23 protein-coding genes are annotated in these 24,911 nt (G+C 73.7%); 18 read left to right on the plus strand and 5 right to left on the minus strand.

Annotated features, from left to right (window positions below; translation table 11 throughout):
* The first annotated feature begins 178 nt into the window (after positions 1–178).
* The 14 genes from B082_RS0112090 to B082_RS0112155 all read left to right on the plus strand — a co-directional run bounded on the left by B082_RS0112090 (position 179) and on the right by B082_RS0112155 (position 12,794).
* Positions 179–1,717 (plus strand): phage tail sheath family protein, encoded by a 1,539-nt coding sequence (locus tag B082_RS0112090; RefSeq protein WP_018552060.1) that lies wholly within the window; start codon positions 179–181, stop codon positions 1,715–1,717.
* Positions 1,718–1,777: 60 nt separating this feature from the next.
* A complete protein-coding gene (locus B082_RS0112095) occupies positions 1,778–2,221 on the plus strand; it encodes a phage tail protein (RefSeq protein WP_018099792.1) in 444 nt (147 codons plus the stop codon).
* Positions 2,221–2,655, plus strand: coding sequence for a hypothetical protein (locus B082_RS0112100; RefSeq protein ID WP_018552061.1), 435 nt, complete (start codon positions 2,221–2,223; stop codon positions 2,653–2,655). The genes B082_RS0112095 and B082_RS0112100 overlap by 1 nt, the downstream gene beginning before the upstream one ends.
* Positions 2,652–2,795: a DUF6760 family protein gene (locus B082_RS39460; protein ID WP_018099790.1), complete on the plus strand. Its 144-nt coding sequence runs from the start codon at positions 2,652–2,654 to the stop codon at positions 2,793–2,795. The genes B082_RS0112100 and B082_RS39460 overlap by 4 nt, the downstream gene beginning before the upstream one ends.
* A 28-nt stretch (positions 2,796–2,823) precedes the next feature.
* Positions 2,824–4,539: a hypothetical protein gene (locus tag B082_RS0112110; RefSeq protein WP_026249701.1), complete on the plus strand. Its 1,716-nt coding sequence runs from the start codon at positions 2,824–2,826 to the stop codon at positions 4,537–4,539.
* Positions 4,540–4,555: 16 nt separating this feature from the next.
* Entirely contained in the window at positions 4,556–4,996 is a 441-nt protein-coding gene (locus B082_RS0112115; protein WP_018552062.1) for a phage tail protein, read from the plus strand.
* Between the two features lie 5 nt (positions 4,997–5,001).
* Positions 5,002–5,802 carry a LysM peptidoglycan-binding domain-containing protein gene (locus B082_RS0112120; RefSeq protein WP_037709985.1) on the plus strand — a complete coding sequence of 267 codons (801 nt, stop codon included), beginning with the start codon at positions 5,002–5,004 and terminating at the stop codon, positions 5,800–5,802.
* A complete protein-coding gene (locus tag B082_RS0112125; RefSeq protein ID WP_018552064.1) occupies positions 5,799–7,694 on the plus strand; it encodes a VgrG-related protein in 1,896 nt (631 codons plus the stop codon). The genes B082_RS0112120 and B082_RS0112125 overlap by 4 nt, the downstream gene beginning before the upstream one ends.
* 36 nt (positions 7,695–7,730) lie before the next feature.
* Positions 7,731–8,012, plus strand: a complete 282-nt coding sequence (locus B082_RS0112130) for a PAAR domain-containing protein (RefSeq protein ID WP_018552065.1) — start codon at positions 7,731–7,733, stop codon at positions 8,010–8,012.
* A 6-nt stretch (positions 8,013–8,018) separates the two neighbouring features.
* Positions 8,019–8,453, plus strand: a complete 435-nt coding sequence (locus B082_RS0112135; RefSeq protein WP_018552066.1) for a GPW/gp25 family protein — start codon at positions 8,019–8,021, stop codon at positions 8,451–8,453.
* A complete protein-coding gene (locus B082_RS0112140) occupies positions 8,450–10,423 on the plus strand; it encodes a putative baseplate assembly protein (RefSeq protein WP_018552067.1) in 1,974 nt (657 codons plus the stop codon). The genes B082_RS0112135 and B082_RS0112140 overlap by 4 nt, the downstream gene beginning before the upstream one ends.
* 4 nt (positions 10,424–10,427) lie before the next feature.
* Positions 10,428–10,994, plus strand: a complete 567-nt coding sequence (locus B082_RS0112145) for a phage tail protein (RefSeq protein WP_018552068.1) — start codon at positions 10,428–10,430, stop codon at positions 10,992–10,994.
* A 749-nt stretch (positions 10,995–11,743) separates the two neighbouring features.
* A complete protein-coding gene (locus B082_RS38655) occupies positions 11,744–12,277 on the plus strand; it encodes an NADase-type glycan-binding domain-containing protein (RefSeq protein ID WP_018552069.1) in 534 nt (177 codons plus the stop codon).
* A gap of 64 nt (positions 12,278–12,341) precedes the next feature.
* The gene (locus B082_RS0112155) at positions 12,342–12,794 is read left to right on the plus strand and encodes a flavodoxin family protein (protein ID WP_018552070.1); all 453 of its coding nucleotides are present in this window, start codon (positions 12,342–12,344) and stop codon (positions 12,792–12,794) included.
* A gap of 30 nt (positions 12,795–12,824) precedes the next feature.
* Here the strand turns inward: B082_RS0112155 and B082_RS0112160 are convergent, their stop codons facing one another.
* Entirely contained in the window at positions 12,825–13,400 is a 576-nt protein-coding gene (locus B082_RS0112160) for a TetR/AcrR family transcriptional regulator (RefSeq protein ID WP_018552071.1), read from the minus strand.
* Positions 13,401–13,626: 226 nt separating this feature from the next.
* Between B082_RS0112160 and B082_RS0112165 the strand changes: the two genes are divergently transcribed.
* The 4 genes from B082_RS0112165 to B082_RS0112180 are packed head-to-tail and all read left to right on the plus strand — an operon-like array spanning position 13,627 to position 18,425.
* On the plus strand, positions 13,627–14,184 hold the full coding sequence (locus B082_RS0112165) for a 2Fe-2S iron-sulfur cluster-binding protein (RefSeq protein ID WP_018552072.1): 558 nt from the start codon (positions 13,627–13,629) through the stop codon (positions 14,182–14,184).
* Positions 14,181–15,173 carry an FAD binding domain-containing protein gene (locus tag B082_RS0112170; RefSeq protein ID WP_018552073.1) on the plus strand — a complete coding sequence of 331 codons (993 nt, stop codon included), beginning with the start codon at positions 14,181–14,183 and terminating at the stop codon, positions 15,171–15,173. The genes B082_RS0112165 and B082_RS0112170 overlap by 4 nt, the downstream gene beginning before the upstream one ends.
* Positions 15,170–17,308 carry a xanthine dehydrogenase family protein molybdopterin-binding subunit gene (locus B082_RS0112175; protein WP_018552074.1) on the plus strand — a complete coding sequence of 713 codons (2,139 nt, stop codon included), beginning with the start codon at positions 15,170–15,172 and terminating at the stop codon, positions 17,306–17,308. Before B082_RS0112170 ends, B082_RS0112175 begins: the two co-directional genes overlap by 4 nt.
* Positions 17,301–18,425, plus strand: coding sequence for an XdhC family protein (locus B082_RS0112180; protein WP_018552075.1), 1,125 nt, complete (start codon positions 17,301–17,303; stop codon positions 18,423–18,425). Before B082_RS0112175 ends, B082_RS0112180 begins: the two co-directional genes overlap by 8 nt.
* Here B082_RS0112180 and B082_RS0112185 read toward each other — a convergent pair.
* From B082_RS0112185 to B082_RS0112200, 4 genes are all read right to left on the minus strand, one after another.
* Entirely contained in the window at positions 18,422–20,050 is a 1,629-nt protein-coding gene (locus tag B082_RS0112185; RefSeq protein ID WP_018552076.1) for an ABC-F family ATP-binding cassette domain-containing protein, read from the minus strand. The two genes, B082_RS0112180 and B082_RS0112185, sit on opposite strands and share 4 nt — an antisense overlap.
* A gap of 78 nt (positions 20,051–20,128) precedes the next feature.
* The gene (abc-f, locus tag B082_RS0112190) at positions 20,129–21,763 is read right to left on the minus strand and encodes a ribosomal protection-like ABC-F family protein (RefSeq protein ID WP_018552077.1); all 1,635 of its coding nucleotides are present in this window, start codon (positions 21,761–21,763) and stop codon (positions 20,129–20,131) included.
* A 261-nt stretch (positions 21,764–22,024) separates the two neighbouring features.
* Positions 22,025–23,485, minus strand: a complete 1,461-nt coding sequence (locus B082_RS0112195) for a sulfatase-like hydrolase/transferase (protein WP_051094611.1) — start codon at positions 23,483–23,485, stop codon at positions 22,025–22,027.
* Entirely contained in the window at positions 23,482–24,435 is a 954-nt protein-coding gene (locus B082_RS0112200) for a TauD/TfdA dioxygenase family protein (protein ID WP_018552079.1), read from the minus strand. The genes B082_RS0112195 and B082_RS0112200 overlap by 4 nt, the downstream gene beginning before the upstream one ends.
* Positions 24,436–24,911: the final 476 nt, after the last annotated feature.

Here is a 24,911-nt window from a genome sequence, read left to right on the forward strand (position 1 = left end):
TGGCGCGGCCGTTGCCGCCCGCTTGCCTCATCGGGCAGCCCCCCGTGCACGGCAGGGCGGCCGGGTATCCGTTCCCGGTGATCGCCGAAGTGGCGAGAATCGCCGGAGTTCCCCAGTCGCACCACGGGCCGTGGAACGGGGTGGGAAGCACGTCGAGGAGCGTCAAGGAGAGGCCCATATGCCGTCGTACCTGTCCCCGGGCGTCTACGTCGAAGAGGTCGAGTCGGGTTCCCGGCCGATCGAAGGGGTGGGCACATCGGTCGCCGCCTTCGTCGGCTTCGCCCAGCGCGGCCCGTTCGACGAGCCGACACTGATCACGAACTGGAGCCAGTTCGTCAGCACCTTCGGCGACTTCGTCGACGGTACGTACCTCGCCTCCAGCGTCTACGGCTTCTTCGCCAACGGCGGCGGCATCTGCTACGTCGTCCGCGTCGGCGACGGCTCCGACACCGTGGCCGGCGGCGAGGACGGGGAACTGGCGGCCGGTGCCGAGGTCCGGATCGGGCCCTACTCCGTCAAGGCCAGGCCGGGAGTGGCCGGCGAGATCAGCGTCGAGGTCGCCGAGGCGGAGGGGGACGACCCGCCATCCGACGTGTTCCAGCTCGTCGTGAAGCGCGACGGCCAGGTCGCGGAGACGTATCCGGCCGTGACCACCAAGCGCAGCAAGGAGAACGTCGCCACCCGGGTCAACGCCAAGTCCGAGCTCATCGAGATCCGGGAACCGGGGCGTGGTGCCGCCCCTGCCCGGCCCGCGCCCCAGTCGGTCACCCTCGCCCCCGCCGCCCCCGCGGCCGGCAGCGCGGGTGCGCTCGCCCCCGAGGTGTACGTCGGTGACGCCGACCGGCGCACGGGCCTCGGCGGGCTGGAAGCGGTGGACGACATCACGATGATCGCCGTGCCCGACCTCATGGGAGCGTACGAACGCGGCCTGCTCGACCTGGATTCGGTCGTCGCCGTACAGCAAGGGCTCATCTCGCACTGCGAGTTGATGGGTGACCGCGTCGCCATCCTCGACCCGCCGCCCGGCCTGTCACCGCAGCAGATCAGGGCCTGGCGCACCGACCGGGCGAACTTCGACTCCAAGTACGCGACCCTCTACTACCCCTGGATCAGCGTCGCCGACCCGGCCTCGGGCCGCGCCACCCTCATACCGCCGAGCGGGCACGTCGCGGGGATCTGGGCGCGCAACGACGACTCGCGCGGGGTCCACAAGGCGCCGGCCAACGAAGTGGTGCGCGGAGCCGTGGCGTTGCAGACCCAGCTGACCAAGGGCGAGCACGATCTGCTCAACCCGATCGGGCTGAACTGCATCCGAGCCTTCCCCGGGCGCGGCATCCGGGTCTGGGGCGCCCGTACGCTGGCCTCCGACCCGGCCTGGCGCTATCTGAACGTGCGGCGGCTCTTCAACTACCTGGAGGAGTCGATCCTCGCCGGCACCCAGTGGGTCGTCTTCGAGCCGAACGACGACGCCCTCTGGGCGCGTATCCGGCGCACCGTCTCCGCGTTCCTGGTGAACGAGTGGCGCAAGGGTTCGCTGTTCGGGCTCACCCCCGACGAGGCGTTCTACGTGAAATGCGACCGGGAGACCAACCCGCCTTCGAGCGTCGACGCCGGTCAGGTCGTCTGCGAGGTCGGCGTCGCACCCGTCAAACCGGCGGAGTTCGTCGTGTTCCGGCTCTCCCAGCTGACCGGTGGTTCCGGGGGCGTGGACGAGTGACCGGCACGCTCGCCGCTCCAGTGACCGGACCGTCCCCGAACCCCGCGTAAGGAGCCTGTTGTGCCACTTCCCGATCTCGACAGTTCCGTCGGGCACTCCTTCGGCCTCGAATTCGACAGCGTCGTCATCAAGCAGATCACCGAGGTCAGCGGTCTGAAGATGGAACAGGACGTCATCGAGCTCAAGCAGAACACCGCCGACGGCAAGTACGCCATCAAGAAGCTGCCCGGCCGCCCCAAGGCCGGCGAGGTCACCGTCACCCGCGGCCTGACCGAGGACAACAGCTTCGAGCGCTGGATCAAGGACTCGCGGTTCGGCCGCATGACCAACGCCCGCCGCAACGGCGCGGTCATCGTGTACGACTACGAGGGCCTGCCGATCAAGCGGTACAAGCTGATCAACGCCTGGCCCAAGTCGCTGGAGATCGGCACGCTCAAGGCCGGTGACACCTCGGTGCTCACGGAGAAGCTGGCGATCACGTACGAGAGCATGGAGCTCGACTGATGCGGCGTTCGGTCCAGTTCCAGGCGCCCCCGGACCGGGATTCCGGCGCGGGCGGGTCCGAGCCGCTGCGGACCGAGTTCTCCTTCGAGCTGCCACGCGGTTACGTGGACGAGGCCGGGACCGTGCACCGCAACGGCGTCATGCGGCTCGCGACCGCACGCGACGAACTGGTGCCGCTGCGCGACGACCGGGTGCGGGAGAACTCCGCGTATCTGTCCGTCGTCCTGATTTCCCGGGTGGTGACCCGGATCGGGACGGTCGAGGACATCCACCCGGGTGTCATCGAGGACCTGTTCGCCTCCGATCTGGCGTTCCTCCAGGACTTCTACCGGCGCATCAACGCCGAGGGGCACACCCGCGCCGCCGTCACCTGTCCTTCCTGCGACGAGGAGTTCGCGGTGAATCTCGCCGGCGGTCGCCTGGGGGAATCGTGACGTACGCGGCCGACCTGCTCTACGAGGAGGTCGCGTACCTCGCCTACCACTTCCACTGGCCGCTGGACGACCTGCTGGACCTGGAACACCCGGAACGCCTGAAGTTCGTCGCACAGGTCGCCCGCCTCAACGGGCAGTAGCCAGGAGCGCGGAGGAGGACGAGGAACCATGGGGCTGATGTCCTGGCTGCGCGGCGGCCGCACCACCGGCCGTGCCATGCCCCCGGAGGCCCCGGGCCGGGGCGACCGGGCCGACCGGGTCGACGTGAACCGGCTGGATCCGGTCCAGTGGTCCGTCACGGGACAGGACCTCCTGACCGACCCCGGCGGATTCGAGGCTTCCCTGACCACACGTCAAGAACCGTCGCTCGGGCGGCCACTGGGGCATCTGGTCAGTCCGCAGGCGCCCGCAGGCCTGGTGCGCGGCGTTGCGGACCCGGCCCCCGGGAGCCCGGCCCCGGCCCCGGCTGCGCAGCGATCCGTGGACATGCCGATGCCGGCCCGTGGGAAGCCGCAGCCCGGAGCCGTCGCCGTCCAGCGGGCGTACGGGGACGGCCCGCCGGCCCTGACCTCCGCCGAGCACTCGTCCGCGTCGGCCGGTCTTCCCGTACGCCAACTGCTGGGCGAGCAACCGCTCGTAGAACCCGGACCGACGGACGAGAGGGTGTCCGGCGGCACGAACGCGGGGCCCTTTCCCCCGCCGGACGCGTCCCCGGGCGCCCCGGCCGTTCAGCGCACCACCGCAGCTGAGCAGCCGCCTCCGCCCCGGCCCACCGCGGGCGGGCTCGGGGCGCCGCTGCCCGGCCTCCCGCCCACCGCCCAGCGCCGGGTCGTCCGCCCGCCCGCCGCTCCGGAGCCCGCGCCCCGGCCCCCGCTCGTGCAACGCGACACCGCCTGGGCGGCCCCGGACGAGGTCCACGCCCCGGCGAACGGTCCCGCCGAGAGCGCGTCGGGGCCGGCGGTCCCGGAAGCGTCGGGCTCCCCGGATGCCCCTGACGGGACGGAGGCCGTGGCCCCCCTGCTGGGCGACGACCCCCTGACGGGCCCGGCGGTGTCCGGGGGAGAGCCGGCAGAGACGTCCGGCGGGCACGGTGCGGCCCCGGGAGGCCCGCCACCCGCCGCCCCGGTCCAGCGCTCCGCCGCAGTGCCGGGCGCCACGCCCGTACCCCCGCCGGCCCAGGACCGACCCACCGCGCCCCTGCTCGGGGACCGGCCGCTCATCCTCCGTACGGCGGACGCCCCCGGCACGTCCGGCACCCCGGCCGGCGCCCCAGCGGCCGTCCAGCGTGCCGCCGGGGGCGGTCCGGGGAAGCCGTCCGCGCCTGATCCGGCCGCCGTCCCGTCGCATCCGGCCGCCGCCGTCCGCTGGGTCCTCCCCGACGCGGACGAGGTCCCGCGCCCGCTGCCGCCCGCGGTGTCCCCCGTACAGCGGCAGACGCACGCCCCGCCCGCCCGGCCGCAGCCGGCGCCCGGGGGCCACCCGCCGGCCTCCGCCCCGACGGCCGGGGCGGTCGCCGTGGCTGCCGGGGTGGCTCAGCGCATGGCCGACGGGAGCGTGGTGTTCGCCTCCGCGCCACGGGCCGGCACCTCGCGACCGGTCGTCCAGCGGGACTCGGAGATCGCAGAGGAGCCACCGCCACCGCCCCTGCCCGAGCCCGAGGCCGGACCCCAGCCAGTGCCCGACGCCGAGCCGCCCTCCGGCGCCGAGCCGCCGACGGCGGAGCAAGGCGGCGGCGACGACGGAACACCCGCGGGGGCGGGAGGAGCGCCGCCCGTCACCGACGAACTGGTCCGCGCCCTGTACGCGCCGCTCAGCAGGCTCCTCAAGGCCGATCTGCGGCTCGAACGCGAACGCTCCGGATTCCTGATCAACACCCGTCACTGATCGAGAGGCACGTGCCATGGCCACCGATTCCGCCCCGGACGACCCCGCCGTCAGCGTCTGCTTCGTCGTGACGATCGACGACATCGAACTCGGGTCGTTCAACACCTGTGACGGGCTGGGCTGCGAAGTGGTCCTGGAGACCCGGGAGGAGGGCGGCAACAACGGGCATGTGTGGCAGCTGCCGACCAGGCTGAAGTACTCCAACGTCAAGCTGTCGCGGCCGCTCACCCGGGAGACGGAGAAGGTGGCCCGCTGGTTCGCCACCATGACCACCGGGTTCAGCCGCAAGACCGCGCACATCGAGGCACGCACGGGTGACGGCCGGAAGGTGGCGCAGTGGGGGCTGCTGGAGGTCGTGCCCGTGCGCTGGACCGGCCCCTCGTTCACCCCCGAGTCACCCAAGGTCGCGATGGAGACGATCGAGATCGCCCACCACGGCTACGTGATGGAGGGCTGAGCGGCGTGAGCGGTGCGGGACCCATCGCCTTCAGCGCGGCAGGGACGTCCGGGGTGGCGTCGGCCGCGAAGGGCGGCTCGGCCAGGCCCAAGCTGGAACACGCCTACCTGGAGCTGCGCACGCCGCCCACCGGGGGCGGCCTCACCCCTGGCGGGCCGTGCGGGCGGATCGACTTCCAGTTCAACCCCAAGGAGCTGAGTCTGACGAAGGCCGCGTCCTGGAAGCGGACTCCGGCCAAGGGCGCGAAGAGTTCGGGCCCGCCCGAGTACCAGGGTTCGCAGCCCAGCAAGCTCACCGTGGAGATGTTCTTCGACGCGGGCGACACCCAGGACACCCGCGTCGTGACGGCGGTGGAGCAGCTGTTCGCGTGCTGTGTGCCGACGAACGAGACGAGGCAGCAGCAGCGCTCCTCGCCGCCCTGGGTGGTGTTCCACTGGGGCGGACTGACCGGATTCCCCGGATACGTGAGCCAAGTCGCCGCGAAATACACCCTGTTCACGACATCGGGCGTGCCGATCCGAGCCGTGTGCCAGGTCACCATGGAGGAGATCAGCGGGGAGACGCCGGGCCAGAACCCCACATCGGGCGCGCTGGCGGCGCGGCGGGTGCACCGGGTGGCCTCCGGGGACTCGCTGCCGTCGCTCGCACACCGGGAGTACGGCGACGCGGGCGCGTGGCGGGTCATCGCGGAGGCGAACGGCATCGACGACCCGCTGCGGCTCGCGCCCGGCACCCAGCTGCTGCTTCCCGCCCTGGACGAGCTGAGCCGGCTGCGTGACGCCGGGGACCGGGGGGCGGGCCGATGACACACCAGGGGGTCGCCAGCGCGCTGGTGGTGGAGTTCGACGGCCGACCGCTGCCGGCCACCTTCATGAACGCCCTGGTCGAGGGGTACGTGGACGACAGCCGCACGCTCCCCGACCTGTTCCTGCTGCGGTTCCGCGACCCCGACCGCCTCCTGCTCGGGCAGACCGGCCTGAAGATCGGCAGCGAGGCCCGGCTGCTGGCCCGCGCGGGCGGTGGCACGGCCCCCCAACCGCTCCTCGAAGGCGCGGTCACGGCCCTGGAGGTGGAGCTCGACGAGACCGGCACCTTCACCGTGATCCGGGGGCTCGACGCCTCGCACCGGCTGCTGCGGGGCCGGCGCGTCGCCAGCTACCAGAACATGACGCTCGCCGACATCTGCGGCCAGGTCGCCCAGCGCGCCGGACTGAAACCCGGCAACGTGGACGTGGCAGGCCCCGTCATCGAACACATCGCCCAGCCCAACGTCACCGACTGGGAGTTCGTGCGCGGCCTCGCCGAGGAGGCCGGCGCCCAGGCGTACGTACGCGACGGGCAACTGCACATCACCCGGCCCGCCGAGGCGAGCGGGGCGCCGGACAGCTCCGCGCGCGCCGACCGCGACCCCCTCGTCCTCGAACTCGGCGGCAACCTGCTGCGCTGCCGCGCCGGGGTCTCGGCCGCCGAACAGGTCTCCGAGGTGGAGGTGCGCGGCTGGGACGTCGGCGCCAAGGAACCCCTGGTCGGCAAGGCACCCGCCGGTACGTCCGCCACGCTGGAACTCGGCGTGACCGCGGCCGAGGTGACCGCCCCCTTCGGCGAGGCGCGATTCGTCGTCACCGACGCCGCCTACGGCACCCAGGCCCAGGTCGACCAGGCGGCGAAGGCGCTGGCCGAGCGCATCGCCGGGTCGTTCGCGGAACTGGACGCCGTGATCCGGGGCAACCCCGAGGTCACGGCCGGCAGCGCCGTCGCGCTGAACGCCGTCGGCGCGCCCTTCGAGGGCCGCTACACCGTCACCACCTCACGCCACGTCTTCGACGCCGTACGCGGATACGAGACCTGGATCACCGTCTCCGGGCAGCAGGAACGCTCCCTGTTCGGGCTCACCGCGGGCGGCGGGCCGCGGGAGAGCGGCGGCCCGCGCTGCGCCGGCCTGGTCAGCGGGACGGTCACGGACACCCACGACCCGGAGGGCTCCGGCCGGGTCAAGGTGCGCTTCCCCTGGCTGTCGGACGAGTACGCGAGCGACTGGGCGCGTACCGCGCAGTCGGGCGGGACGGGCGGCGGCGAGGCGTTCATCCCCGACGTCGGGGACGAGGTGCTGGTCGGCTTCGAGCAGGGCCACCTGGACCGGCCGTACGTGCTGGCCGGGCTGTACAACGGTAAGGACCGGCCCGGCGGGGGCGGCGGCGAGCCAGGCGCCGCGGCCGCCCCCGACGCGGGCGGCGGTGACCTCGTCGACCCCACCACCGGGGCCGTCAACCGCCGGGCCTTCGCCTCCAGAAGCGGCAACCAGCTGGAGCTGCTGGACGCGGCCGACGGACCACAGGGCGTACGGCTGCGCACCGGAGACGGCAAGCTCACCATCGACCTGGACCGGCGGGGCACCGCCGTCGTCATCAACAGCGACGGCAGCGTCACCATCGAGGCCAAGGAGCAGGTCTCCGTCAAGGCGGCCAAGGGCGTCACCGTGGACGCCGGACGCGGGGAGCTGGAACTGACCGGCGACAGCGTCACCCTCACCTCACGCAACGGCCTCGCCCTGAACGGCGGGAACGGCAGGGTCGCGCTCTCCACCGACGGCGCGGTGGAGGTGCACGGCGGTCAGGTCACCGTCGAGGGCAGCCGGCGCACGGACGTGAAGAGCGGGGGATCGGTCTCCGTCAACGCACCGATGATCCAGCTCAACTGACGTACCGCACGCACGCAGTGAACAGGAGTGGACCGCATGCCGTCAGCAGCAGCCGCACGGGTCACCGACCCCACCGGACACCCCGGCACGGTCGGGCCGCCCGGAGTGATCTCGGTGCTGATCGGCGGGAGGCCCGCCGCCACGGTGGGCACTCCCCACCAGTGCGCGTCCCCGCTCGTCCACCCGCCGTCCGTGATCGCACCCCCGGGCAGCACCAGCGTGTTCATCGGCGGCAGGCCCGCCGCCCGCGTCGGCGACCTGAGCGCCTGCGGATCACCGATCGTCGCGGGCTGCGCCACCGTGCTGATCGGAGGCTGAGCGGGCATGGGAGAGCAGTTCATCGGAGCGGGCTGGGCCTTCCCGCCGCGCACCGACGCCACCGGGTCCATCGCACTCGTGCGCGGCGAGAGGGAGCTGGAGGAATCGATCCGGCTGATCCTGGCGACCTCGCCGGGCGAGCGCCCGATGCGGCCGGAGTTCGGCTGCGCCGTCAACGACTACGTGTTCGCGCCCGCCGACGCCGGGACGGCCGGGCAGCTCGCGTACGAGGTGCGCCTCGCCCTGGAGCGCTGGGAGCCCCGGATCGAGGTGGCCGACGTCACCGTCCGTTTCGACGCCGCGGACAACGGGGTCCTCTACATCGACATCGGCTACACCGTGCGCGGCTCCAACGACCCCCGCAACCTCGTCTTCCCGTTCTACGTGATCCCCCAGCACGGGCCGGAGACGAGCCACGACGACGAGGAGGCCGGCGCGTGACCCTGCCCAGTCCCCATCTGGACGACCGCCGCTTCCAGGGCCTGGTGGACGAGGCCAAGCGCCTGGTCCAGCAGCGCTGCCCGGAGTGGACCGACCACAACGTCTCGGACCCCGGCGTCACGCTGATCGAGGCGTTCGCGACCATGGTCGACCAGCTCGTCTACCGGGTGAACCGGGTGCCGGAGAAGAGCTACCTCACCTTCCTCGACCTGATCGGCGTCCAGCTGCACCCGCCCACGGCCGCCCGCACCGATGTGACGTTCCGGCTGTCCGCGCCCCGCCCCGACCCCGTCGTGGTGCGGGCCGGGACCGAGGTGGCGACCGTCCGGACCGAGACGGAGGAGGCGGTCGTCTTCACCACCACCGCCGAACTGGCCGTCGTCCCCTGCTCGTTCGCCCACCTCGCCACCTGGCCGGCCTCGGAGGAGGTCGCCGACCGCACGGAGGAGCTGGCGATCGGCCGTGACGTGGCCTGTTTCGGAGCCACCCCCGCGCCCGGCGACTGCCTCTACGTGGGCCTGTCGGCCGCCGTACCGGCCGGGGTCGTCGTGCTGCGGCTGGACTGCCGCGTCGAGGGCGTCGGTGTCGACCCGCTGCGGCCGCCGCTCATCTGGGAGGCCTGGGACGGCGCGGGCTGGGCGGTCTGCGAGGTCGAGAAGGACGACACCGGCGGCTTCAACCGGTCCGGCGAACTCATCCTCCACCTCCCGAGGACCCACACCCCGGCCGCCGTCGTCCGGCGTACCGGAGGCTGGCTGCGCTGCCGCCTGATCGAGGCCGAGCCGGGCCGCCCGACCTATCTGGCACCGCCCGTGCTCCGGGGGATCACCGCGTTCACCATCGGCGCGACCGCCGCCGCCGAGCACGCCGAGACCATCACCGACGAGGTGCTCGGAGCCGCCGAAGGCGTACCGGGCCAGACCTTCGCACTCGCCCGGCCGCCCGTGGTGCCGGGCGACTTCGTCGTCGAGGTCGCCGACCCGGCGAGCGGCCCCGATCCGCAGTACACCCACTGGACGAGGGTCGACGACTTCGCGCACTCGGGACCCGAGGACCGGCACATCACGCTCGACCCGAACTCCGGCCGCGTCGAGTTCGGCCCGGCCGTACGGGAACGGGACGGCTCCATCCGCTACTACGGAGCGGTCCCCGCCAAGGGCGCCACCGTACGCGTGCGCTCCTACCGCACGGGCGGCGGGCTGCGCGGCAACGTCGCCAGGTCCACCCTGAAGATCCTGCGCAGCGCGATCCCGTACGTGGCACGGGTGGAGAACCGCAGGCCCGCGCTGGGCGGCGTCGACGGGGAGAGCGTCGACAGCGCCCGGGTGCGCGGCCCGATGACGCTGCGCACCCTGCACCGGGCCGTCGTCCCCCACGACTACGAACTCCTCGCCCGCGAGGTCGCCCCGGACGCGGCCCGCGTCCACTGCATCCGGGCCGGGGCCGGCGGCGACGACAGCGGCGCCGAGGCCCAGGGCGTACGGCTCCTCGTCGTGCCCGCCGGGCGCAGCGACGAACAGGGCAGGATCGAGTTCGACGAGCTGATCCCGCCCGCCCCGACCCTGCGTCTGATCGCCGGGCACCTGGAGGAGCGCCGCCCGATCGGCGCCCGGCTCGTGGTCGAGCCGCCCTTCTACCAGGGCGTCACCGTCGTCGCCTCGGTGCAGGCCGAGCCCGGCGCGGTCCGCGAGCGCGTGCGCGACGAGGCACTGGCCGCGCTCTACGGGTACTTCAACCCCCTGTCCGGCGGGCCGAACGGACAGGGCTGGCCCTTCGGCCGGCCGGTCCAGGCGGGCGAGGCCTTCGCCGTGCTCCAGCGGGTGCCGGGCGTGGACCTGGTGGAGGACGTACGCCTCTACCGCGCCGACCCGGTGACCGGGGAGCGCACCGACGCCACCACCAAGATCGCACTCGACCGGCACGCGCTGGTCTTCAGCTACGAGCACCAGCTCCGGGTGAGAGGGGCCTGAGACCATGCGCACCGGCGTCCCCGGACTGGCCACCCCGCACCCGCTCGTCGAGCAACTGCCCGCCGTCTACCTGGAGCAGGACTTCCTCCGGCGCTTCCTGGGCGCCCTCGACGACGTCCTCGCCCCGGTCCTGCTCACGATCGACAACCTGCCCGCCCACCTGGACCCGCGCAGCGCCCCGGACGACTTCCTCGCCTGGCTGGCCCAGTGGGTGGCGGCGGAGCCCCACGAGGACAGCCCGGACGTGCGACGCCGCGAGACGGTGCGGGGCGCGGTGGCCCGGCACGCCCGGCGCGGCACGGCGGGCGGCCTCGCCGAGGCGGTGCGGCTGCGGACGGGTACGGAACCCGAGATCACGGAGAGCGGCGGGACCGCCTGGTCCACAGGGCCGCAGACCGCGCTTCCGGGCGCCCCGCGTCCCTGGGTGACGATCCGGGTCCGGGAGCGGCCCGGCCGGGACATCGACCGGGCGCGTCTGGAGGAGCTCATCGCCGCGGAGGTCCCGGCCCATGTGGGCTTCACGCTGGAGATCCTGCCCCCGGACGGGGGCGCGGGGGGTGCTGCCCAGTGATCTGCGAGTCGTGCGGGCGCAGGAACGAGCCGGGGCGCGAATTCTGCGCCTCCTGCGAGGCGTTTCTCGCCTGGGAGCCGGACGAGGGGGATACGGGGACGGGCCGGGGCGACCGGTCGGGCCCCGCACCCGGCCCGCCGGCCCCCGCACCGCCACCGCGGACGGCCGGTCCTGCCGCTGACGCGTCCACGCCGCCCGGCCCCCCGCCGCCCCGGGCCCACACACCCGCGCCCCCGGCCTCGCCGCCGGGGCCACCCGCTGCCGGACCTTCGCCAGGGCCTCCCGCGACCGGTCCCTCGGCCGCCGGTCTCCTGCCGGCAGTCCCCGCGCAACGGCCGCCGGGAGCCGCCCCTCCCGTTGGGGGGCCCGCCCCGGCCCCGCCGCGTACGCCCCCCGGCCCGGCCCGCTCCTCCGTGCAGCCCGCGGGGGCCGCGCCCCGGCGGCCGGGCGACGGTCCGGACGGGCCCCCGCCCGGCCCCGCGGCGTGGACGCCCGACCGGGCACCCACCACGCCCGCGCCACCGGACCCCGCGCCGAGGGCGGCCGGCGAGCCCGTGGTCTGCCCCGGCTGCGGCACCCGGAACGCTCCGGAGCGCACCCTGTGCGTCCGGTGCGCGCTCCTCCTCGACCCGGGAGCCCCTCCCGCGGTACGCCCGCCGTGGTGGCGCCGGATCTTCCACCGGGGCCCGGCGAGGTCGCACTCCGCCGGAGCGCGGCCCCGGCGGCGCCGCAGCCTGCCGAGGCTCGGGGTGCCCCTCGCGCTGCTCGTCGTACTGGCCGGCGTGTGGTTCGCGCTCCCGTACCTGTCCGGTCTGCTCGGCCTCGCCAAGGAGGAGACCGGCGCACCGGAGTCCATGCCGCCCTCCGCGTGCCACGGTTCGAGCGCGGCACCGGGGCACGCCGCCGGTGCGGCGTTCGACGGCTTCAACAACCGGTACTGGGCGCCCAAGGACCCCGGCGACGGCCAGGGGGAGTACCTGGAGTGCGACTTCGACCAGCCGGTCCGGCTGACCAAGATCGTGGTGTTCTCCGGGACGTCGGCCCGCACGGACGAGTTCCTCACACAGGCCAGGCCCGCCAGGATCACCGCGGAACTCACCGCGAAGGACGGCAGCACGAGCACGCACACGATCCGGCCGGCGGACCAGGCGGGACAGCAGACCTTCGACCTACGGGGCTCGCAGACCGTCCGTGTCCGGCTCACGCTCGACTCCGCGTACGGCACCGGCAAGGGCCGCCGGGTGGCGGTCGCCGAGGTCGAGTTCTTCGGTCACCGCTCCTGACCCCGTCGCTCGCGGGGCGCGTCCCGCTTGCGACGGCGGGACGGGAACGGCAGGGTTCGGTGCTGTGCCCACTCTCCTGATCGTGCATCACACACCCTCGCCCAACTGCCAGGCCCTCTTCGAGGCCGTCGTCTCCGGTGCGACGACCGACGAGATCGAGGGCGTACGCGTCGTGCGCCGCGCCGCGCTCGCCGCGACGGCCTCCGACGTACTCGCCGCCGACGGGCTGCTCCTCGGCACCCCGGCGAACCTCGGGTACATGTCCGGGGCGCTGAAGCACTTCTTCGATCAGATCTACTACCCGTGCCTCGACACCACGGGCGGCCGTCCGTTCGGCTACTACGTGCACGGCGGCAACGACGTCACCGGGGCCGTGCGCGGCATCGAGACGATCACCACGGGACTGGGCTGGCGCCGGGCGGCGGACGCCGTGAAGGTGACGGGGGAGCCGGGCAGGGCCGACACCGAGGCGTGCTGGGAACTGGGCGCCACCCTCGCGGCCGGCCTGGCCGACTGACGCGGGCACCCGCCCCGGACACCCGCCGTCTCAGCCCGCGGCCCCCGCGCGCAGCCCGTCCATCACGAGATCGAAGAGGCGGGCGGCGCGGGGCTGCCAGTCGCTGCGGGGGTCGAGCTGCCACAGGCCCGCTATGGCCAGGAGGAAGTCGTCGGGGGTCATCCCGGGGCGGATGCCGCCCGCCCGCTCGTTCGCCTCCAGGAGGAGCGTGATCGCCTCGGTCACCGGGCCGTGGCCGACCTGGGCCAGGGTGCCGTGTCCGCTCGTCGTCGCACGGAGGGCGTCGGCGAGGCCTGCCTTGGTCATGGCGTACCGCGCGAGCCGGTCCATCCACTCGCGCAGGGCGCGGTCGGCGGGGCGGTCACGGAGCAGTTGGGCGGCCGTGTCGGCGACCTGCTGCATCTCGTAGCGGTAGACCTCCAGGACGAGCGCCTCGCGGTGCGGGAAGTTGCGGTAGAAGGTGCCCTGGCCGACGCCGGCCTTCTTCGCGATCAGACTGACGGGCGCGCCGGCGTCGCGCGTCAGCTCGGTGAGCGCGACGGCGAGGATGCGCTCGCGGTTGCGCTGCGCGTCCGGACGCGTGGGAGTGCTCCGGGCTTCCCGCACGCCTTCTCCCCTCCCGGAGCCACGGCCGGGTACGGCCTTGCTCACCGGACAGCTGTCCGTTAGGTTCGACAATCAAGCGGACAGCTGTCCGCTTGGCTCCACCATAGCGCCGGATCAAGCCACTTGGCCGACCGGTGCCCATGGTCCCCGCACCCGCACGCATCGCCCTTCGACTTCCGGCACCGTCGCGTCCGACGCTCCCGAGCAATGCGAAAGAAGGCTGATCATGGCCCCATCGACGTCCAGTGCCATCACCCTGCACATCAATGGCGAAAAGTACACGCTGCCCGTCGACCACCGCACCACCCTGCTCGACGCCTTACGCGAGCATCTCGACCTGACGGGCACCAAGAAGGGCTGCGACCAGGGCCAGTGCGGCGCCTGCACGGTACTGCTCGACGGCCGCCGGGCCCTTTCCTGTCTCCAGCTCGCGGTGGCGGCCGAGGGGCGTGAGGTCACCACCATCGAGGGCGTGGCCGACGGCGACCGGCTGCATCCCGTGCAGCAGGCCTTCCTGGATCTCGACGGCTACCAGTGCGGGTACTGCACTCCGGGCCAGATCTGCTCCGCCCTCGCGGTCATCGAGGAGCACGCCGCCGGCTGGCCCAGCGCCGTCACCGAGGACGTGCGGCCCGAAGCTCCGGCGCCCGCGCTCACCGCTGGGGAGATCCGCGAGCGGATGAGCGGCAACCTGTGCCGCTGCGGCGCGTACGCGTCGATCGTGCAGGCGGTCGCGCGAGCGGCTGAGAACGCCGCCGACGAGACCAAGGAGCCCGTGGCATGAGGGAGTTCGGCTACGAACGGGCCCATGACATCGCCGGGGCGGTCGCCCTCCTCGGCAGCGACCCCGGGGCCCGGCTGCTCGGCGGGGGCACCAACCTCGTCGACCTGATGAAGGCGGGCGTGGAGCGTCCCACGCTCCTCATCGACGTCCAGGAACTCCCCCTCGGGGAAATCGAGTTCACCCCGGACGGCGGACTGCGCATCGGCGCGACCGTCAGCAACAGCGATCTGGCGGCCCACCCCGACGTACGGCGCCACTATCCCGCCCTCGCACAGGCGCTGCTCGCCGGAGCGTCCGGGCAGCTGCGCAACATGGCGACCGTCGGCGGAAACCTCCTCCAGCGGACCCGCTGCGGCTACTTCGCCGACCTGAGCAAACCCTGCAACAAGCGCACACCCGGCAGTGGTTGTGCCGCCATCGCGGGGGAGCACCGCAACCACGCCATCCTCGGCGCGTCCGATCACTGCGTCGCCACCCACCCCTCCGACATGGCGGTCGCCCTCGCGGCGTTCGACGCGGTCATCTCGTACGAAACGGCCGAAGGCCCCGGCGACCTGCCGATCGATGCCTTCTACCTGCCGGTGGGCGACACCCCGCACATCGAGACCGCCCTCCCGGCCGGCGCCGTCGTCACCGGCATCACGCTGCCGCCCGCACCGGCCGCCGCGCACTCCCACTACCGCAAGGTCCGCGAGCGCGCCTCGTACGCGTTCGCGATCGGTTCGGTCGCCGCCGCCCTCGACGTACGCGACGGGGTCGTACGCGATGTCCGCCTCGCGTTCGGGGCGGTCGCCTCCCGGCCGTGGCGGGCGCGTACCGCCGAGCGGGCGCTGACCGGCGGCCCGGCCGACGCGGACGCCTTCGCGGCGGCGGCCGGCGCCGAACTGGCCGCCGCGAAGACGCTCCCCGCGAACGGCTACAAGGTGACGCTGATGCGCAACCTCGTCGTGGCCGTGCTCACCCGACTCGCCGAGGAGGCCGTCCGATGACCACCACCACCGGCCCGAACACCGCCACCGGAGCCGTCGGCTCGGGCCGCACCCGGGTGGAGGGCCGCGACAAGGTCACCGGGGCGGCCCGCTACGCGGGTGAGGTCCCCTTCGCCCGCCTCGCCCACGGCTGGCTGGTCCTCTCCACCGTGGCCAAGGGACGGATCACCGCCGTCGCGGACGAACCCGTCCTCGCCATGCCCGGCGTCCTCGCCGTACTGCACCACGGGAACGCGCCCCGCGTCGACGCCGGCTACGTGGGGATGCTGGGCCGGCCGAACCCGGTCGTCGGGCTCTTCCAGCACGACCGCGTGCCGTTCGTCGGCTGGCCGGTGGCCCTGGTGGTGGCCGAGACGTCCGAGCAGGCCAGGGAGGCGGCCGAAGCGCTCGCCGTCAGCTACGAGGAGGAGCCGCACGACGTGGCGTTCCGCGCCGGACGCGACGACGCCTACCGGCCCGAGGACTCCCCGATGGTGCGGGCGGACGCCGAGAAGGGCGACCTGGAGGCGCGGATCGAGGGCGCCGCCTTCCTCGTGGACGAGGAGTACACCACTCCCGAGGAACACCACTGCGCGATGGAGCCGCACGCCGCGACCGCCCGCTGGGACGACGGCCGGCTCGACGTCATCGACTCCAACCAGGGCAGCACCTGGGTGAGCGCCGAACTCGCCCAGCTCTTCTCCCTGGACCCGGCATCGGTGCGGGTGCGCTCCGAGCACATCGGCGGCGCCTTCGGCTCCAAGGGGCTGAGCGCCCACCAGGTCGCCGCCGTCATGGCCACCACACTCCTCCAGCGTCCCGTACGCGTGGTCATGACCCGCCGTCAGATGTTCTCGCTCGTCGGCTACCGCAGCCCCACGGCCCAGCGCGTCAGGCTCGCGGCCGACGCCGACGGCAGGCTGCGCGCCTTTGACCACGAGGCGCTGAACCTCACATCGACCGTGCACGAGTTCGTCGAGACGAGCGCGGTGCTGGGGCGCGTCCTGTACGACGCCGACGCGCACCGCAGCCGCCACCGCGTGGTACGGCTGGACGTGCCGACACCGACCTGGATGCGTGCCCCCGGGGAGGCGCCCGGTTCCTTCGCCATCGAATCGGCCCTCGATGAACTGGCCGGGAAATGCGGTGTGGACCCGATCGCGCTGCGGGTGTGCAACGAACCCGCGGCGGGCCCGGTATCCGGTCTGCCGTTCAGCAGCCGCAACCTGCTCGCCTGTTTCGAGGAAGGCGCCCGCAGGTTCGGCTGGGCGGACCGCGACCCGCGACCCGGCCTGCGCCGAGAGGGCCGCTGGCTGCTCGGGACCGGCACGGCCGCCGCCTCCTACCCCTCCGGGGTCGGCCGGTCGACGGCCGCCGTGACCGCCGAGGCCGACGGCACCTTCACCGTGCGGATCAACGCCGCGGACATCGGGACCGGCGCCCGTACCGCCATGGCGCTCGTCGCCGCGGACGCCCTCCAGGTGAACCCGGACCGCGTCCGCGTACGCGTCGGCGACAGCGACCTGGGCCCCGCCGCGATCGCCGGCGGCTCCACCGGCACCCGCTCCTGGGGCTGGGCGGTCCGGCTCGCGGCGAGCGATGTGCGCGAACGGCTGGCCCTGGGCGGTGCCGTCCCGCCGGAGGGAATCACCGCCCGCTCTGACACCGCCGATGCCATCGAGGCCCTCCCGGAGCAGGAAAGGCACTCCTTCGGCGCGCAGTTCGCCGAGGTCGCCGTGGACATCACCACCGGCGAGGTACGCGCCCGCAGACTGCTGGGGATCTTCGCCGCGGGCGTCATCGTCAACCCGCTCACCGCCCGCAGCCAGCTCATCGGCGGCATGACCTGGGGGCTTTCCATGGCGCTCCACGAGGAGGCGGTCCGCGACGAGGCGTCGGGCGGTCACGTCAACGCCGACCTCGCCGGATACCACGTCGCCGCCCACGCCGACGTGCCGCTCATCGAGGCGGACTGGGTGGACGACCACGTGCCCGGCGATCCCGTCGGCATCAAGGGCATCGGCGAGATCGGCGTCGTCGGGGTCGCCGCCGCCGTCGCCAACGCGGTGTGGCACGCGACGGGCGTCCGCCACCGGCACCTGCCGATCCGCCCCGACCGGGTCCTGCGAGCGGCGGGTGACACCCCGGGTGCTTGAGATCGCCGACCGGCTGCACCCCTGGTTCGAGGACGGCCGGGACTTCGCCGTCGCCACGGTCGTGGCCGTCGACGGCAGCGCGCCACGCGGCCCCGGCGCCGCCCTGGCCGTCGACCGGGACGGAACCGTCGTGGGCTCCGTCTCCGGGGGCTGCGTGGAAGCGGAGGTGTACGAGCTCTGCGAACAGGCCCTGGACGACGGGCGGACCGTGCGCCGGCGCTTCGGGTACAGCGACGAGGACGCCTTCGCGGCCGGTCTCACCTGCGGCGGCGTCATCGACATCCTGATCGCACCCGTGCGCCCGGCCGCACCGGTGCTGCGGGCGGCGGTGGCGGCCGCGACCCGGCGGGAGGCGGTGGCTCTCGCCCGGGTGGTGCGCGGCCCCGACGACCTGCTCGGCGGGGCGCTGTCCGTGTCGGCCGACGGAGCGTACGAGGGGCACATCGGCGGCCGTCCGGAACTCGGCCGGTCGGCCGCCGCCGAGGCCCGCGCCATGCTGGACACCGGCCGTACCGGCACCGTCGAGATCGCCGAGGACGGCTCGCACTGCCCCGGCGGCCTGACGCTCTTCGTCGAGTCGAGCCTGCCCCCGCCCCGCATGATCGTCTTCGGCGCCGTGGACTTCGCGACCGCGCTCGTCCGGGCGGGCGCGTTCCTCGGCTACCACGTCACCGTGTGCGACGCGCGGCCGGTCTTCGCCACCCGGGCCCGCTTCCCCGGGGCCGACGAGGTGGTGGTCGACTGGCCGCACCGCTATCTGCGGAGCACCACGACCGACGACCGGACCGTCCTGTGCGTCCTCACCCACGACACCAAGTTCGACGTGCCCCTCCTGGAGGCGGCCCTGCGGCTGCCCGTCGCGTACGTCGGCGCGATGGGCTCCCGCCGCACCCACCGGGAGCGCAACCGGCGCCTGCGTGAAGCCGGAGTCACGGAAGACGATTTGACCCGGCTGCACTCCCCGATCGGCCTCGACCTCGGTGCCCGCACACCCGAGGAGACCGCCCTGTCCATCGCGGCGGAGATCGTCGCGGTGCGCCGGGGCGGCACGGGCACCCCGCTCACCGGCTCGCACACCCCCATCCACCGCGATCCCGGACAGGAGAGCAGACGCTAAGGGCCGTCCAGGCGCAGTTCGCGCCCCCGCCACCGCCGGCGCAGCCAGCGGTCGTGGCTGGCCACCACGACCGCGCCGGGCCCGGGGCCGAGCGCCTCCTCCAACTCGTCGCACAGCCTGGGCGAGAGGTGGTTCGTGGGCTCGTCCAGCAGCAGCAGTTCCGGCGGGCGGGCCATCAGCAGGGCGAGGGCGAGCCTGCGCCGCTGACCCGCCGACAACTGCCCCACCGGCTTGTCCGCGTCCGCCTCGTGCAGCAGACCGAGCGAGGCGAGCGGCACCCGCTCGGCCCGCTCGACGCCCAGCACACCCTCGTACGTGTCGCCGACGGTACGGTCGGGCCGGGCGAACACGGTGTCCTGCGTGAGGACCCCGACGCTCAGACCCGGCCGCCGGTCCATCCCGCCCCGAGCGCCGAGCCGCCCGGCGAGCACCGCGAGAAGCGTCGACTTGCCCGCCCCGTTGCCACCCGTGACCAGCAGACGTTCGGATGCCGCGATGTCGAGGCGGCCGACGGCCAGCCGGCCGGGGACCCGTACCTCGCGCAGGGACACCAGGGTGCCCGGCGCGGACGGCTCGGCGCGGGCGGTGTAGCGGAAGCGCAGCGGCCCGGGCGGCTCCGCGACCTGGCGGCGCTCCAGCTCGTCGAGGCGGCGGGCGGCGTTGCGCACCCGGCGCGCGATCTGGCTCTGCACCCGGCCCGCCCGCAGCCCGTACCCCATCTTCTCGCTGTCGCGGGGCCCGCGGTCCGGCGTGACCCGGCGTGCGGTCACCGCTGCGGAGCGGCGCAGGGCCTCGATCTCCTCCTGCTCCTCGGCGTACCGGCGCTCCCACCGCGCCCGCTCCGCGTGCTTCCCGGCCAGATAGTCGCTGTACCCGCCCCCGTACCGCACGGGTCCGTCCACCGCCGGATCGAGGTCGATCAGATCCGTGCAGACGGCGTCGAGGAAGGCCCGGTCGTGACTGGCGATCACCACGGGCCCCGGCATCGTGCGCAGCTGCTCCTCCACGAACGCGGCGGCCTCGTCGTCCAGATGGTTGGTCGGTTCGTCCAGCAGCAGGGCGGACGGCCGCCGCACCAGCAGAGCGGCGAGCGCCAGCCGGCCGCGCTGCCCGCCCGACAGCGAACCGAGGGTCCGCCCGTGCGGCAACGCGGCGAGGCCGAGCCCGCCGAGCAGGACGGCCGCGCGCCGGTCGGCGTCCCAGGTCTCCCGTTCCTCGGCCTGTTCGAGACGCCGGCCGTACGTCTCCAGGAGTTCCGCGTGCGCCGGGGCGCCCTCGGGCGTACGGGCGAGCAGCCCGGAGAGCCGGTCGAGTTCCGCCAGGTCCGCGCGGGCCTCGCGCAGCGCGTCGTCCAGGACGCCGGCGACGGTGGAGTGCGCGTCGAAGGGCATCTCCTGGTGCAGGAAGCCCACATCGGCGGGCCGGGTGACCTGGCCGGCGTCGGGCTCGTCCGCTCCGGCGAGCAGCCGCAGGAGGGTCGACTTCCCGACGCCGTTCTCGCCGATCAGCCCGATGCGGTGGCCGGGCGACGCGGTGAGCGACACCCCGTCGATGACCCGTTTCGTGCCGAGGGTGCGGATGAGGTCGTGGGCGAGCAGGGCGGGCGGCGGGGTGGTGGCAGGCATGGGTACCTCCGACGTGATCGGTTCTGGGCCCGCCGGGCACGGGGCCTCGGGCGCGGGCCGGGACGGCACGTCAGCGGTTCACGTCTGCGGGGCCCCCGTCTCCCGCAGCTCCCCGCCGGCCAGCCGGAGCCACCGCTCCACCCCGATCCGCTCCAGGAACCGCTCGTCGTGGCTGACCACCACGAACGCCCCGCGATAGGAGGCGAGCGCGCCCTCCAGCTGATCGGCGCTGACCAGGTCGAGGTTGTTGGTCGGCTCGTCCAGGAGCAGCAGCTGCGGGGCCGGCTCCGCGCACAGCACGCAGGCCAGCGTGGCCCGAAGCCGTTCGCCGCCCGACAGCACACCGGCCGGCAGGTGGGCACGGTCACCGCGGAAGAGGAAGCGGGCCAGGAGGTTCATCCGCTCGGCCTCCGTCCGGTGCGGGGCGAAAGCGGCGAAGTTCTCGGCCACCGTCCGGTCGAGGTCGAGCAGGTCGAGGCGTTGCGAGAGGTAGGCGATCCGCCCGTCGGCACGCTTGATCAGGCCGCCGTCCAGTTCCAGGTCGCCGTTGACCAGCCGCAGCAGGGTGCTCTTGCCCGCGCCGTTGGGCCCGGTCAGCGCGATGCGTTCGGGCCCCCGGACCGTCAGGCCGGCACCCTCACCCGTGAACAGCTCCCGGCCGCCGAGGCGGATGCGCATCCGCTCGCCGAGCAGGACCGTGCGCCCGGCGGGCACGTCGGTGTCCGGCAGGTCGAGCGTGAGGTGCTGTTCATCGCGTACGGCACGCCCCGCCTCGTCGAGCCGGGCCTGGGCGTCGCCGACCCGGGAGGCGTGCGTCTGGCCGGCCCGGCCCGCCGACTCCTGGGCACCCCGCTTCATGTTTCCCGCGAAGATGCGCGGGAGTCCGGCGTTCTTGAGGTTGCGCGCCGCGTTGCTCGCGCGGCGCTCGGCCCGTTCGCGGGCCTGCTGCATCTCGCGCTTCTCCCGCTTCAGCTCCTGCTCGGCGTTGCGGACGTTCTTCTCGGCCACCTCGCGCTCGGCCTGCACAGCCTCCTCGTAGGCCGTGAAGTTGCCTCCGTACAGGCGCAGTTCCTCCGGTCCGAGTTCGGCGATGCGGTCCATGCGGTCCAGCAGCGCGCGGTCGTGACTGACCAGGAGCAGCGTGCCGCTCCACGCCTCCAGCGTCTCGTAGAGGCGGTGGCGCGCATCGAGGTCGAGGTTGTTGGTCGGCTCGTCCAGCAGCAGGACGTCCGGCCGCTTCAGGAGCTGGGCGGCCAGCCCCAGCGAGACGACCTGGCCGCCGCTGAGCGTGCCGATGCTCCGGTCCAGGGCGATGCCGTCCAGCCCGAGCCGGTCGAGCTGGGCCCGGGTGCGCTCCTCGATGTCCCAGTCGTCGCCGATGACGGCGAAGTGTTCCTCGCCCACATCACCGGACTCCACGGCGTCCAGTGCGCGGATCACCGCGTCGACGCCGAGCACCTCGGCCACCGACAGGCCGCCGGTCAGGGGCAGGCTCTGCGGGAGTTGGCCGAGCGTGCCGTCGACGGTGACGGAGCCGGCGGTGGGCCGGAGCTCACCGGCGATCAGCTTGAGCAGCGTGCTCTTCCCGGAGCCGTTGGGGGCGACGAGCCCGGTGCGGCCGTTGCCCACCGTGAAGGACAGGCCCGCGAAGACCGGCGTGTCGTCGGGCCAGGAGAAGGAAAGGTTCGAGCAGATGATGGGTGCGTCGGACATGCGTGAGACCTCGCGTGTGAATCCGGGGTCGGCACGGACCGCGGCCCCGGAGGAATGGCCAAAGGGAACAACGACATGGCCACTGCGGCGGCGCCCTCGGCGCCCGCTGTGGCTATCGGCCCCGGGTATCACCCGGAGATGTCGTCGTCGCCTGCCATGTCTGGTCTCCTCGGTACACGCTGAACAGCGTGACAATCCTAGCAGGCGGTCCGGTGCCGCCTCCGGCCCAGGGCCGCGGGACGGAGGCGGCACAGGACCGCGTCAAGGGCGCGGGCGATGGCCGAAACGGGCCCCCTCCCACGGTGTGCCGTCCGGGAACGACTCCGCGAGGCGCTGCCCCGCCGGGCGTGCCGGAGCCCGTTCCACGGTGGGCTTCGCGCCCTCGATCCGCTCCAGCCAGCCGAGCAGCTCCCGGCGCAGCTCGTCGGCGACCGCGCGGTGCGATTCCAGGCCGGCGAGATTGTCCAGCTCGTACGGGTCGGCCGCCAGGTCGTACAGCTCCGTCTCCGTGTAGTGGTCCGCGTCCGGGGCGTTCCAGGCGTCCGCGCCGGGCGCCTGGACGGCGTACTTCCAGCGCGAGGTGCGCACCGCGCGCCCCACCCGGTCCTCGCTGATCTGGACGAACGCGGAATCCGGCCGGCCGGGATCGCGGCCCCCACCGGCCAGCGGCAGCAGGGAGCGCCCCTGCACCCCCGGCGGAACGGGAAGCCCCGCGGCCGCCAGCAGCGTCGGCATCAGGTCCAGCGTGCCGACGGGCCGGCGGACGAGCCCGCCGCCCGTGAAGCCGGGGCCGGTGACGGCGAGCGGGACCCGGACCGACGCCTCGTGGGCGGAGCGCTTGTACTCGCTGTTGCGGGTACGGAAGTGGGAGCCGTGGTCCGCCGTCCACGCCAGGACCGTGTTCGCCTCGGTGCCCAGGCTCCGCAGGGCGTCGCGGAGCCGGCCCACCCCCTCGTCGACCCGCTTGATCTGCCCGAGGTACCCGCCCAGGTGACGGTGGGCTCCGCCCTGCGCGGCACCCGGCGAGAGCGCGGCCAGGTCGGGCGGCAGCCAGGCACCCTCGTACCGCTCGCGGTAGCCGTCCGGGGCCGGGTAGTCGTCGGTGGGGTTCTGGTGGTGGGGCTCCAGGAGGGAGAGGAAGAGGAGGTAGGGCCGGTCGTGGTGGTCGGCCACGAAGCGGATCGCCGCGTCGATCAGCGCGTCGGAGCGGTAGCCGGGCAGCCGGACCGGTTCCCCGTCCTCGTCGTACACCACCGTGCGGTACGCGTCCGAGGTGAATTCGAGCCGGTCCGAGGCGAGCCAGCTGTCGTAGCCGCCCCGCTGTCCGGGCGGTACGGGGCCGTCTGGATTGTCGTCACCCGCCAGGTGCCACTTGCCGATGTAGCCGGTGGCGTATCCGGCCGCCGCGAACTCGCCGGCCAGCGTGGGGATGCCCTGGGGGAGCGGCAGCCCATTGCGGAAGACGCCGGCCGACGTCGGGTAGCGGCCGGTCTGGAGCGCCGAACGGGCCGGAGCGCAGACCGGGTTGGGGGTGATGGCCTGCTCGAACAGGGTGCCCTCGCGGGCGATCCGGTCGAACTCGGGTGTCACGCCCGCCCGGTTGCCGTGCACACCGGCCGTGTCCCAGCGCTGCTGGTCGGTGAGGACCACGATCACCTGAGGGGGCGCCCCGGCGGGCGGCGCCGGAGCGCCGCCCGCCGGGAGTGCGGAGTACGCGCTCACGCAGCCGGCGCCTCGGCGTTGGAGGCACCCGACGCGATACCGAAGGACGGGTCCGGGACCGCTTCCGGGCTGATCAGGGTGGAGGAGCGGCCGTCGACACCGACCGGGACGTCCCCGTCGATGGTGACGCGGCGCAGCTTGCGCTCGTGGGTGTCGGAGTCGTCCACGCCGTAGTGCTGGGTGGCGCGGTTGTCCCAGATGGCGACGTCGCCCACCTGCCAGTCCCAGCGCACGGTGTTCTCCGGGCGCTCGATGTGGGACTGGAACAGGTCGACCAGGGCCCGCGAGTCGCGGCCGGTCAGACCGCTGATGCGCTGCACGAAGTTGCCCAGCAGCAGGACGCGCTCACCGGTCTCGGGGTGGACGCGGACCACCGGGTGCTCGGTGAGGAACTTCGTGGAGGTGAACACCTCCCGGTACTGCTCCAGCGCCTCCGGCAGGGCGTTGGGGCGCACCGACACGTAGTCGTAGTCGTTGGAGTGGACGGCCCGCAGACCGTCCGCCAGGGTGCGCAGCTGCTCGGGCAGTTCCGCGTAGGCGGCGGCCGTGTTGGACCACAGGGTGTTGCCGCCGTACGGGGGGATCACGACGGCCCGCAGGATGGAGAAGGCGGGGTAGGCGGGGACGAAGGTGACGTCGGTGTGCCACTGGTTGGCCCGGCCGCCGTGGTCGGAGTCGATGCCGAGCGAGTAACGGCCGTCCGCCGAGGGGACGGTCGGGTGGGCGACGGGTGTGCCGAGCAGCCGGCCGAAGGCCTCGTGGCTCTCCTCGTCCAGGTGGTCCTGGCCGCGGAAGAAGATCACCTTGTTGGCGAGCAGGGCGTCCCGGACGGCGGTGACCGTCTCCGGGGCGAGGTCGCCGCCGAGGCGGACACCGGAGACGACGGCACCGATGCGGCCGCCGAGCTTCTGGACGGTGACGGCGGGTGCGGCGGTGGTGGTGGAGGACATGACGGTTTCCCTTCGGGAGGACGTGCTCGTCCCCGGCCGGAGGTACGGCGCGGCCGACGGCGAGCTGATTAATCTTGGAGAGGAAGTAATTCGGGCGGAACGTGGCCCGCAGATGGAGACGAGGCGATGCCCGGCGCGACGGTGCGCGGGATCGGGGCGTTGACGCGGGAGCGCGGTGAGGTGTCCGCCGGTCAGGCGGCGGTACAGGGGCCCGGACACACGGGCTGCGGTGCGGGGCGGCCGGCGCGGGCGGGCCGCGCATCGGGAAGTGCCGTCGCGAACATGTCCCGGAGACTTCCAGCGCCCCGCCGCGTACGTCAAGCGCCCTCCGGCACCCCGCAGGGCGTGCGGCAGTGGTTCAATCGGCGCCTGCACGCGGTCCCCATCGCTCCGGAAGAATGCCCAAAAGCCCAGCCTGACCTGGGATTTCATCCATGGTTCCGGGTAGCGGGCGAAGGCCGGTACCGGGTCGGGTG

Origin of the sequence: Streptomyces sp. ATexAB-D23, assembly GCF_000373645.1 — a bacterium.
In the GTDB taxonomy this organism is placed as follows: Bacteria; Actinomycetota; Actinomycetes; order Streptomycetales; family Streptomycetaceae; genus Streptomyces; species Streptomyces castrisilvae.

Coding starts and splice junctions, on each gene's coding strand:
- B082_RS0112170 (WP_018552073.1), top strand. CDS start 14,181: ATGAGGGAGTTCGGCTACGAACGGGCCCATGACATCGCCGGGGCGGTC.
- abc-f (WP_018552077.1), bottom strand. CDS start 21,763: ATGTCCGACGCACCCATCATCTGCTCGAACCTTTCCTTCTCCTGGCCC.
- B082_RS0112200 (WP_018552079.1), bottom strand. CDS start 24,435: ATGTCCTCCACCACCACCGCCGCACCCGCCGTCACCGTCCAGAAGCTC.
- B082_RS0112110 (WP_026249701.1), top strand. CDS start 2,824: ATGGGGCTGATGTCCTGGCTGCGCGGCGGCCGCACCACCGGCCGTGCC.
- B082_RS0112135 (WP_018552066.1), top strand. CDS start 8,019: ATGGGAGAGCAGTTCATCGGAGCGGGCTGGGCCTTCCCGCCGCGCACC.
- B082_RS0112165 (WP_018552072.1), top strand. CDS start 13,627: ATGGCCCCATCGACGTCCAGTGCCATCACCCTGCACATCAATGGCGAA.
- B082_RS0112090 (WP_018552060.1), top strand. CDS start 179: ATGCCGTCGTACCTGTCCCCGGGCGTCTACGTCGAAGAGGTCGAGTCG.
- B082_RS0112125 (WP_018552064.1), top strand. CDS start 5,799: ATGACACACCAGGGGGTCGCCAGCGCGCTGGTGGTGGAGTTCGACGGC.
- B082_RS0112130 (WP_018552065.1), top strand. CDS start 7,731: ATGCCGTCAGCAGCAGCCGCACGGGTCACCGACCCCACCGGACACCCC.
- B082_RS0112145 (WP_018552068.1), top strand. CDS start 10,428: ATGCGCACCGGCGTCCCCGGACTGGCCACCCCGCACCCGCTCGTCGAG.
- B082_RS0112175 (WP_018552074.1), top strand. CDS start 15,170: ATGACCACCACCACCGGCCCGAACACCGCCACCGGAGCCGTCGGCTCG.
- B082_RS0112115 (WP_018552062.1), top strand. CDS start 4,556: ATGGCCACCGATTCCGCCCCGGACGACCCCGCCGTCAGCGTCTGCTTC.
- B082_RS0112185 (WP_018552076.1), bottom strand. CDS start 20,050: ATGCCTGCCACCACCCCGCCGCCCGCCCTGCTCGCCCACGACCTCATC.
- B082_RS0112100 (WP_018552061.1), top strand. CDS start 2,221: ATGCGGCGTTCGGTCCAGTTCCAGGCGCCCCCGGACCGGGATTCCGGC.